The organism is Paenibacillus ihuae, assembly GCF_001368795.1.
In the GTDB taxonomy this organism is placed as follows: domain Bacteria; phylum Bacillota; class Bacilli; order Paenibacillales; family Paenibacillaceae; genus Paenibacillus_AQ; species Paenibacillus_AQ ihuae.
In genome coordinates, this window is sequence record NZ_LN831201.1 from 1 (window position 1) to 10,799 (window position 10,799).

General features: G+C 48.0%; 8 protein-coding genes and 2 riboswitches. All 8 genes read right to left on the reverse strand.

The genetic code is table 11. The features are described from left to right. Positions 1 to 198: 198 nt before the first annotated feature. Complete coding sequence (locus AQR02_RS24390; protein ID WP_054943006.1) at positions 199 to 1,008, reverse strand: transglutaminase-like domain-containing protein; 810 nt, start codon at positions 1,006 to 1,008, stop codon at positions 199 to 201. 14 nt (positions 1,009 to 1,022) lie between these two features. After that, positions 1,023 to 1,103: riboswitch (cyclic di-GMP riboswitch) on the reverse strand. A gap of 73 nt (positions 1,104 to 1,176) precedes the next feature. Then, positions 1,177 to 1,257: riboswitch (cyclic di-GMP riboswitch) on the reverse strand. Between the two features lie 121 nt (positions 1,258 to 1,378). Then, positions 1,379 to 2,029 carry a class D sortase gene (locus AQR02_RS24395; protein WP_082452062.1) on the reverse strand — a complete coding sequence of 217 codons (651 nt, stop codon included), beginning with the start codon at positions 2,027 to 2,029 and terminating at the stop codon, positions 1,379 to 1,381. A 52-nt stretch (positions 2,030 to 2,081) separates the two neighbouring features. After that, complete coding sequence (locus tag AQR02_RS24400; RefSeq protein ID WP_054943008.1) at positions 2,082 to 2,483, reverse strand: GtrA family protein; 402 nt, start codon at positions 2,481 to 2,483, stop codon at positions 2,082 to 2,084. Next, positions 2,473 to 3,450: a glycosyltransferase family 2 protein gene (locus AQR02_RS24405; RefSeq protein ID WP_082452063.1), complete on the reverse strand. Its 978-nt coding sequence runs from the start codon at positions 3,448 to 3,450 to the stop codon at positions 2,473 to 2,475. Before AQR02_RS24405 ends, AQR02_RS24400 begins: the two co-directional genes overlap by 11 nt. Before the next feature lie 45 nt (positions 3,451 to 3,495). Further along, positions 3,496 to 7,317, reverse strand: coding sequence for a glycosyltransferase family 39 protein (locus tag AQR02_RS24410; RefSeq protein ID WP_054943009.1), 3,822 nt, complete (start codon positions 7,315 to 7,317; stop codon positions 3,496 to 3,498). After that, positions 7,314 to 8,693 carry a carbohydrate-binding protein gene (locus tag AQR02_RS24415; protein WP_054943010.1) on the reverse strand — a complete coding sequence of 460 codons (1,380 nt, stop codon included), beginning with the start codon at positions 8,691 to 8,693 and terminating at the stop codon, positions 7,314 to 7,316. The genes AQR02_RS24410 and AQR02_RS24415 overlap by 4 nt, the downstream gene beginning before the upstream one ends. Further along, complete coding sequence (locus tag AQR02_RS33190) at positions 8,686 to 9,198, reverse strand: hypothetical protein (protein WP_148449203.1); 513 nt, start codon at positions 9,196 to 9,198, stop codon at positions 8,686 to 8,688. Before AQR02_RS33190 ends, AQR02_RS24415 begins: the two co-directional genes overlap by 8 nt. A gap of 286 nt (positions 9,199 to 9,484) precedes the next feature. Then, on the reverse strand, positions 9,485 to 10,799 hold a 1,315-nt coding region (locus tag AQR02_RS24425; RefSeq protein WP_054943012.1), incomplete at its 5' end, for an NCS2 family permease.

The window sequence follows — 10,799 nt, forward strand, 5'->3', positions numbered from 1 at the left end:
GTTCGATTTAGAAACGCAAGTCTTTTTTTGAAATTTCTTATTCAGTCATTTCAGTCAAACTTCCGTGCGCTCTAACAACGCTTACCTATAATACCGCAGATACATATGGAAAAGCAACCCCTTTAACTAAAAAAGATAACCGGCTTAATCCTTAAGCAGGTTATCTTGCGTATCGTAGATAGTTAATATAATGAATTATTAATAGAATTTTGCAGCGCTATATTTGCTTGCTACTTTGATCAACGCAGTATCTTTACTGTTCTTAGCCAGTCCAGCATCAACTGTTGTATCGATTGTTATCCATTTACCGTTTAGCAGCACTTCATTCCAAGCATGATACGTTGAAACATAAGTGGTATTGCCCATTACCAATTTGGTCGGGATTCCTTCACTGCGCAGCATGGTTGCAAATAGCGACGCATAATCGTAACAGATTCCTTTTTTGGTGAGCAGAGTGTTGTCGTTCTTCGGGATATAGTCCTGTGTTACATTTGCAGCTAGCAGATTATCATACTTCACATTTGCAACGATGTAGTTATAAATAGCTTTTACCTTGGCTTCATCTGTAGTAAGTCCTTGTGTAAGCTGTTTAGCTTTTAATACGGATTTATCAGAAGAGCTCCATTTCACGTTCTGTACTGAACTCAAGTATACGGCGTTGGCATTGCTCAAGTTGAGTACTACATTTTCGGAAGAGATTACTTTATATTTGTTGCCGCTTGTATTCTCAAGAATTGATACTTTATATGTGCCATTCCCCTGTTGCAGCGGAAAGGATTCTGTGGTTTGAAAAGCATATAAGTTGTAGGTATAGCTGTTGCCATCCTTAGTGATCATGACTTTGATACGCTTGTCTGCGGGTACATCATAGGAAACTTCGACAACGCCCTGATCCAGTTTCGCTGTATTTAACCAGCCCGTAGTTGCACTTGCAGCTGAAGCTGTGCTTGTCTGAACGGAAGTAACTACGACAAACAACGTTAATAACATAAAATAGAACTTTTTCATTGGATAAAACCCCTTTCGGTAGCTGGCTGCCATCCTTTCGGGAAGGCCCTTTAGCTTTGCGTCCCTACCTTTCGATAGGTTTGCCGTTATCGTTGCAGCTTTATCTGTTCTCTCATCTACCAATAAATGCTAGATTAGTCTCAAAAAAGCAAACAAAAAAAGCCCTCATTCGGTAGCTGGCTGCCATCCTTTCGGGAAGGCCCTCTAGCTTTGCGTCCCTACCTTTCGATAGGTTTGCCGTTATCGTGTATAGCTTTTATAGTTATATAGTATCATATTGTCATCTATATACAAGCCCCAAATTGCTAGATTTCTAACATTTTCCACTAAAATTTATCATATTTCGGGTCATTTCTCCCCAGCCTCAAATTCAGGATAATTTTGCATGGATTATCAAGCGGTGTGTCGGATTTACCAGCGGATCACAAGTAATCAGAGTAAGGATTTTATTCATGTTATCCCCATTCAGCACCGATACATCCGTCGGCTCTACTACGGATATATCATAAACCTCGTATTGGTATTCTTCTGTACTCGTTTTAATTGAGATCGTGTCACCAATCTTCACTTCATTTAACCGGTTGAACAGTCTCCCCATAGTTCTTGACCGGTGAGCGGCAATAGCTGCGTTTCCGACTTCGCCGAGCGGAGCCGTCTCCTTCATATGGGCAGCAGCATGCTTCATATTAGACTTGGTCGCCCCCTCTAAGACAGGCAGTTTCAAGTCAATCCGGTCGATCTGGATAATTCCGATGATCTTGCCGCCCACCTTAATCTCCGGAGAGGGCTGTGCTGATGGCAGCACCTGTTCCTCATCAGATGATTCTTCTGTGAGCAGCTGAGTCACTTCTGCGTACGATTTTTTCAGATCCGGCTGGGAGGTCGGGGCCATCTCACTATAAGCCTGTTCGGCCTCTTTCAGCAATTTATCCTGTTGTCTGTCGTTATACCACTCGTTTGCTTTCGGATACAGCATAACAAGGATTCCGGCCAGTATAATCAAATAGGAAAACTTCCGCATATACATCACCCCGTTAGTCTGGAACCGGGCAAGCCCTGTTCTAATATTTGTCTCAAAATACCCACATGCGGCTACCGAAGAAATTGATAATCACAGTGACAAACGTAACGAGCACCTTGGCAATAAGTACCTGAAGCCCGAAGCTGTCAGTCAGAAGATGCATTAGCAGCACTGAAATTCCAAGCACCACCAGATTGAGTACGATAAACTTCAACAGCTGCAGCCTGTCAGATCCATTCCTGCCTGCGTTTCGGTCACGAAAAGTCACCTTTCTATTCCACACAAAACTATTTGCTGTACCCGCACTATAAGAAATGATCTGCGCCGGGATATTGATCATGCCCAAGGAATGTAGCAGGGTGAATACTGCAAAATCAATCAGCGTATTCAGCAGCCCCACGGCATTGAATTTTAAGAACTGGATAACCCCCGCGTTCAGCTTCTTATCTGCCATCGTCATTGTCCTCTCGCAATACATCATATTCTCCGTCACTGTAGCCTTTGGTTTCGCGCACGATATAGAGCGGTCTGTCCTTAGATTCATCATAAATACGTCCGATATATTCTCCGATTACCCCAAGCAGCATCAGCACGATACCGTTAAATAGTAAATTGACACCCACTATAGAAGCCCAGCCGGGAACCGTCCAGGAAGTAAATAACTTCTGGAACAATACAAAAAACAGATAAAGAAAGCTAGTAAAGGACAGGAAAAAGCCAACGTATGAAGCTATTTTGAGCGGCTTATGCGAAAAGGAGGTGATGCCATCGAGCGCAAACCGGATCATTTTCTTAAGCGGGTACTTAGTCTCTCCGGCGAACCGCTCCTCCCGCACATATTCAACCATCGTCTGCCGGAAGCCCACCCAGCTCACCAGACCTCTGACATAACGGTTCTTCTCCTTCAGCCCCCGCAGCACATCACATACTTTGCGGTCAATCAGCCGGAAGTCGCCGGTATCCGTAGGAATCTCTACGCTCGTCATGCTGCTCAGCAAACGGTAGAAAAGCTTGGCGGTCACTTTTTTGAACAGCGTCTCCCCATGGCGCTTAATCCGCTTGGCGTAGACTACCTCATAGCCCTCTTTCCACTTGGCGATCATCTGCAAAATGACCTCAGGCGGGTCCTGAAGGTCCGCATCAATGACAACCACCGCTTGCCCCTCGGCATAATCCATCCCGGCCGTAATCGCGACCTGATGGCCAAAATTGCGCGAGAAGTCAATCAGCTTGACATGTTCATCCCGGCTGCTGATTCCGCGCATAATCTCTGCTGTACGGTCACGGCTGCCATCATTGACGAAGACCAGCTCATAGGAATCACCGCATTCGTCCATTACTTGTCGGAGACGCTCATACGTATGCTGAATGACCTCCTCCTCGTTGTACATCGGGACAATTACACTGTATCTGGCTTTCACCCTTGTTCCTCCTAAAAAGTTTAGTAAGATAAAACCGGCTGGCTCCTAGAACACCCAGGAAGGGAACCAGCGCAGCACAGTGTTGACATAATCGCCGCTCACCTGCATACCCGACAGCACCGGATAGAACAGGATAAAGAGCAGCGCGGCAAGGCCCACATAAGCATAACGGATATTCTTGGCTTCGGGATATTTGCTGTCCAGCAGCTTCATTACATATACAATTGCAAGAATCATGAACGGCACCATGGCGAAATAATGGTACAGGAACGTCTCACGCGGAACGAGCATCCAAGGCACGTATTGCGAGAAAAAGGCGATCCAGAGCATGTACAGGCTCTTGTCTCTACGCTTCACAGTAAGATAAACCGTACCAAGCATGGCGAAAATTCCGGTCCACCAGATCAGCGGATTGCCTATAGTGACAATACTGCTCACTTGACCTTCAGGCAAGCCTTCGCCGCCGCTAAAGAACCATACCGGACGCTTCATAAACGGCCATTCCCACCAGGAGGAGGCAAATGGATGTGTAGCTACCAGCTGGCTGTGGTAGTCATACATGTTTTTCTGGGCCTCGATCAGCCCTTTAATCGTGTAACCCTCGGCCGTAACGGACAGCACCGGGATAAAGGACAAACCATAGATAACAGCAGGAATAACTACAAAGAATACGATGCAGCTAGCCAGTGTAATGATGGTATTTTTCCAGAAGGATCTGTCAGCTGTAAGGCAGGCGGCCTTGAGCTCCTGATCACCCAGCTTGCCTTCCGCGAGTATACGCCCTGCTGATGTATGTTCCCTATAACGCTCGAACAACGAGAAAGCCAGCATGATCGCCAATCCGGCACCGCCGTACAGCACAATCCATTTAGAGGCGACGCCGATGCCGAAGAAAAGACCGGACCAGAATAGCGGTACCAGTGTCCGGCGCAGCGGTTCGCGGTAAAAATTCATTGTGAAATAGCGCTGCATGAAATAGAACATTAACATAATGAAGAATACGCCATACACATCTATCGTCGAGATGCGCGTCTGTGTAAAGTGCATGAAATCAAGTGCGAACAGTCCGGCGGCAAGCGCAGCGTAACGGCTTTTCCGGAATAACCGCAGAGCCATAATATAGATTAGCGGCAGCATGGCAATCCCAAACAGGGTACCGATAATCCGCCAGCCAAACGGATTTACGCCAAACAGCTCCATCCCCACTCCGATCAGAATTTTGCCAAACGGCGGATGGGTATTCTCATAGGCCACAATACCGTGAAAATGTTCATATGCTGTGCGTGCATGATAAATCTCATCAAAATACGTACTGTTCATAAAATTGGAGTTCTCCGGGATGACGGACTGTTCGTCGAACAGATTAGCAGGCTCGCCTCTTTTGGCAGCTGCTGCGGCATCCGGAGTGACGCTGGTTACGGGAAGAGGAGTTTTGCCTCCGCCTTGTTCATAGAAGGCCATTTCATTCAGGGTAAAACCAGGCGAAGTAACGGTCAGCTTCACATACCTTGCCGCTACGTTCAAAGGCTGGCTTTTCCAGATAAATACATTGCCCACTTCCTCATTCACATCCAGCGGACTGCTCCAGGCATCCGGAGTCTCGCTGAATTCCAGCTTAAATTTGCCGGTGCCCACTCCGCCGAATACATTTACGCGTTCCAGCTGTCTGCTCTGGCCCAGATCGACATAGAAGCTCTCGCCGCTGGCCGCTGGCTCCCATAAGGTTTCCGGCGCTTTGGTTGACCCCAGATTAATTAGCGCAAGCACTGCATAGACGGCAGTAATCGAAAGCATCCACACCCAGTCTTTACGCAGCAGCTTGAACTTAGCTTTACTCTTCTGATCCAGCGGACGGATGCCTTCGGCAAGCGCAAAATCAGCCGCATATTTCTCTGTATCCGTAGCCGGTGGCGCGAGAAGCTTGGTCTGTTTGCGGACATAAACCATATACCCGGTGTACAGCGTATATACCAGCAAAGCAAGATTGGCAATCGCAGTAACCAGCACGATTCCGTCCGACGGGGGATTATTCCCGGCATTGAGATGGGCCAGTGTATAGCCTACATTGATATACTGCGTTAAGGTGAAACCCAGAAACAGGGTCAGGAACCGCCGGTCACGACTCTCTATATAACTGAACAAACAGAGAATCAGGGCCGGGTAGATATAACGCTCATGCATTTTGGTGCCCAGCACGAACATAATCACGATTAGCAGCATACCGATAAAGTAGGATTTGGACAGCTCCTTGCGGTCTTTTTTGAAGGAAAAATAAACCGCCGCAGCTACTGCTGCAAGAATGAAAATAAAGCCCCACACGCGATAAGTTATTCCCAGCCACGTCAAATCCATGGACGACCACATAGGATCCGTCAGCGCATAGAGATTGAAGGCATTCACTGTAGAATAAGGATAAGACGATAAGGTATTCTTGTATAAATCAATCAGCCCGCCTATACCGCCGTTATTCCAGAAGAACGGGGCTGCCAGCAGGAGGAATATTCCCAGCCCGTAAAGGGCACCCACTGCCAGCTGCTTCCAGGCCCGGTGATGGTAGAACGCAAACAGCAGCACAGGCGTAAAAATCAGTGCCTGCGGCTTAACAAGCACAGCAATCGCAAACCAGATGGCAGAGCGGACAAAGGCTTTATCCGCAGCGCCCATAATACTTAACAGCAGAAATACCATAAAGAAGGAATCCGCCTGGCCCCAGGCTGCAGAGTCCATCAATACCGCCGGATTGAACAGGAACAGCAGCATTAAACCCATAGCTACACCAGACCCGAGCTTCTTGCGTCCGATCCGGTAAATGAGGCCGCCTAGCACCAGATCCGACACAATGGCCGGCAGCTTAAAGAGCAGCGTCTCCCCGCCCGAACCATGCGTGAAGCCGAACAGGCTGCGGACTGCACTCAGCAGATACAATATGTACAAATAACCCGGCGGGTAATCTGCGAAGTAGCCCTCCTCATAGAATCCGCCCGGACCTCTGTCGACTAGTCGCTGGCCCCAGGCAATAAAGGTATTCATATCATTCTGATACCCCTGGGCAGTCAGGCCGATCCAAACACGTAAAATAAAAGCAGCAGCGAACACAACATACAGCCATCTCGTATAGACACCATCCTGCTGCTGAAGCAGCTTGTTGCTGCGCAAAGCCCTATTATATAGAAGAGCAAAAAATACGCTGAATACTGCCGCGATCAGCAAAAGCTTAGCTGGTGATACTTTGTGCGGTGGCGCTTCAGCCTCACTGCCTCCCGCCTGGGCCACTGCGCCGCTATCCAGCGAAATAACACTTACTCCTTCAGGGGCAGCATCCAATTGCTCCACAGACAAGTCATCAAAATAGGCTTTGCCCTGAATCAGACTGGAGTAGCCGCCCAGAGCCGCACCTATGCCGAGTTCAGTCTGCTCTTTCCCGGTCTGGCCGACAAACTCCAGATATTGCCAGTCTCCGCCCGTATCCGTTGTAGCCGGGTACCCGCCGCCAATGCCAACCGGGAAAACATTTGCACCTAAGCCTTGGCCAGCGGTACTGGCAATTTTGATATATCCGGAAATCTTGTAGTAGCTGTCTGGAGTGACCGTAATATTCTGGATCCATTTCAGATGATTCGGTTCAAGATTCTCAATAACTGCAGCTTTGCTGCCGGAATGAACTTCCTCTGACTGAACCGATAGAATACCGGAGCTGTCTCCGGCAATCCAGGCATCCTTCGTCCAGCCGGCAGGCACTCCTTCTTCCCCTTCTTCAAAACCCGGATTCTGCAGCAGATTGCCTTCCGCATAAATACTTGTTACAGGAAGTACGAACATCAGCAGCATTAATACAAGGATTGCAGCCGCGCGTGTATTCTTGATCATCGTTCCAACCTCACCTCATCAATGTTAATCCAGCCGTTTCCGCCGGTTATGATAACCTTCGCCTGATCGCCCTGATGAAGGGCAATCGCGGGCAGTGTAATCTGATGATATTCTTCTCCAGCTGTCAGATCCGCTTCAGCCTGTAAGATATCATTCACTCGCAGACCGATCTTTCCGCCTCCGCCGCCGGCACTCACCAGAACAGACAGCTTGTATTCTCCCGGAGGTGATTGTGCTGTGAAGGCCTGGGTGATCGTTTTGTCCGCGCCCGCATCTAGGTAAGCCAGATAAGTTCCGGCTCCGGGGTTGTTGCTTGCCAACCCTGTCCCCTCCGAAAAGTTCCAGCCCGCGGCACCTTCCTCAAATCCTCCGTTAAAAAATCCTTTGCCCGTTGAAGGAACGAGAGGGGCATCCCCGACTTGAGGCTCTGTAGAGAGTAATACACTGTAATTGGCAAATCGTTTAACCGTATACCTTCCTTCTGCCGCTGCAGGGAGAGGGGTACTGTTACTAAAGATATATGCCGAGTTCCCGGATAACCTATCCGGCTTGCCGAACCTGTATCGGCCGAACGAGGAGACCTGCTGAAATGCATCTCCTGGGTTGGAATAGACGACCGATTCCCGAAAATCTTGTGGATTGATCTGCTCATAAAACAGGACATAAATGTAGGGCATATTGACTTCATCCGTAACGTAGACTTCTCCGGTACTGTGCTCAGAGGCATACTGTATTGCCTCACCAAGGGAATCAAAAAACGCCGGGCCGATTCTATCGGGGAAGTCCCGGAAATATACTCCTGCAAACGAAACGAACATCACTGTAAAAGCAGCAGCTGATAAAATGCCGGCGATTTTTAACTTTTGGTATAACCAGTTGAATCCCGCCGTAACCAGCATAATCACCGGATAAAAAATGATGTTAATCCGGTTAATATTCACAGTAGTGATAAAGGCCATCAGCATAGCTGTCAGGAGCCAGAGCAGAATTACCGCCCTCCCCGATTCCTTCCGTCCCTGCCGCCTCAGTGCCTGTATCATCACAATAAGTCCAATGAGTGCAAAGGGCAATGCAATCGGGTAGGCATAGCCGTACCACGATATAGAGTTCCATGGCAATCCGTCGCTTCCGCTCAGCATGATTTTAATAAATTCACGGAAATTGTCTGTGGCTGTCTGCAGCAGCTGCCCGCTGAATACAGAAGAAATCTGCTCCACCCGCGGCATCGTCAGCTTCGGAACAGACAGCAGCGGAGTCGTTATCGCCTGCAGGTCATAATGATTAATTACTATAAATAATAATATGGGCAGGGCCAGCAATACAAACAGCAGCCCATTCCAGAGCAGCGTACGGACTTTCAGGACTTTACTATACAATAGAAGAATTGCAGTCCCTAAGGCAAACACGGGAACAAAAAAATAAGCTGTACCATAAGCATACAACGACAAAGCCAGTACAGCGGTAAAAGCATATATCCATTTCGGGGAATGAAAGGTTTGCAGAATACAGTAGACAGCTATCAAAATCAGGGTTGGAAACAAATTGGATTCCAGAGCCCATCTCGACATCATGATATGCCACGGATTGATAACTATAAAAAACATGGCGGCTATGCATGCCGTTCTTGTAGTAAACAGCTGCTTTCATAATTAAATAGAAGAAGAGCATTCCGATAAGTCCCATCACAGCACTCAGAGCCCGCACCGACAGCGGTGTCAGTCCGAACAGCAGCAGGAAAGGCATCGACAAGTACGCATACAGCGCATTTTGTCCGCTGCCCCAGGCGGTTAGATGAATAGGCAAATGAACACCGCTGCGGTCTATCCCGTAATGAAGGATAGCGTAAGCGTCATAACCTATAGACGCCTCATCCTGATTCAACCCCGGCGGAACCGATCCTATATAAACCAGCCGAATGACCGTCCCCAGCACAAAAAGCAGCAGCGGCCAAGGATTGCTCTTACAGGAGTTATATATCCTATTAAGAATGCCGGACAACTTACATCACCTCTTCAACAATATAATCTAAATACCGGATGATGAAAAGTCCGAAGCAGCTCTTTGTCCTATTCTGAAGCTGTAAGCGCGGGGAAAAGAAGATACAAAAATAACGGCCCCTTCATCTCTGAAGGAGCCGTTAGCAATCGATTAAATAAGTTTATGAGACTTAGCCTTGGCTGCCGATCAGAGCATAACGCAGAATAATCAGAACTGCCAGTACCCACATCATCCAGTGGATATCATATTTTTTCTTGCCAGCCAGATTGGCTACGCCAGCAAGGATTACATAAGTTACAATCCCAAACGAAATCCCGTTGGCAATGTTATAAGTAAACGGCATAATCGCGAAGGTCAGGAAGGCCGGAATTGCATAAACCATATCCTGAAAGTCAATTTCACGGATCGATTGAGCCATAAGTACACCTACAATAATCAGGGCCGCTGCGGTAGCTGAACCAGGAATCAGCGCGACTACCGGAGCCAGGAACAATGCAAGCAGGAAGCAGACACCAGTGGTTACGGCAGTCAGACCTGTACGGCCGCCTTCGGCAACACCGGCAGCACTTTCGACATAAGCAGTTGTAGTGGAAGTACCGAGCATAGCGCCGCCTGTAACAGCAATTGCATCTACGAACATTGCATTTCCGACGCGTTTCTTGCCTTCTTCTTTATCCTTCATAATTCCTGCACGTTCAGCAGTACCTACCAGCGTACCGAAAGTATCAAACAGTTCAACAAAGGTAAAGGTGGCAATCGCCGAAACAATACCGGTATGCATGATGCCGTCCCAGTCAAATTCCATGAAGTTCAGCTGCGTGAAATCTGGAACCCAAGGGGTTTGAGGACTGTTAAGTGTGCTGAAATCAACCGCGCCCATAAGAATGGCGACCAATGTAGTACCCAGAATACCGAACAGAATTGCACCGCGTACCTGCAGCACCATCAGTACGGCAATCAGCAGCAGTCCGATGATTACCAGCTGAACGTTCGTATTTTCCAGGCTGCCCATATGAATAACCGTTTCGAAGGAAAGGACATCAGTAAACTTGTTAGCAGCAATGTCGCTGCCGGATTCAACGCCGATGGTCATAAGTCCGCTGTTCTTAAGACCGATAATCGTAATGAACAACCCGATACCAACTGTAATCGCATGCTTCAGACTGTCAGGAATAGCGGTAAGCAATATTTGCCGCACCCTGGTGACGGTCAGCAGAATAAAGATCAGACCGGAAATGAATACTGCAGTCAGACCCATCTGCCAGCTGAAAGGATGATCAGTCGTTTGCGAAGCTAAAACTACGGAAGCAAAATATGCATTAAGGCCCATACCAGGTGCCAGAGCTACCGGGAAATTAATGAACAGTCCCATGGCAATTGTAAAAATACCTGCTGCAAGTGCAGTAGCCAGAAATACAGAATACCAGCCCATATCAATGCGGCCGAAAGCTGTAAGCGTGCCGGGGTTCACCGACAGGATATAA

Coding starts and splice junctions, on each gene's coding strand:
- AQR02_RS24390 (WP_054943006.1), bottom strand. CDS start 1,008: ATGAAAAAGTTCTATTTTATGTTATTAACGTTGTTTGTCGTAGTTACT.
- AQR02_RS24395 (WP_082452062.1), bottom strand. CDS start 2,029: ATGCGGAAGTTTTCCTATTTGATTATACTGGCCGGAATCCTTGTTATG.
- AQR02_RS24400 (WP_054943008.1), bottom strand. CDS start 2,483: ATGGCAGATAAGAAGCTGAACGCGGGGGTTATCCAGTTCTTAAAATTC.
- AQR02_RS24410 (WP_054943009.1), bottom strand. CDS start 7,317: ATGATCAAGAATACACGCGCGGCTGCAATCCTTGTATTAATGCTGCTG.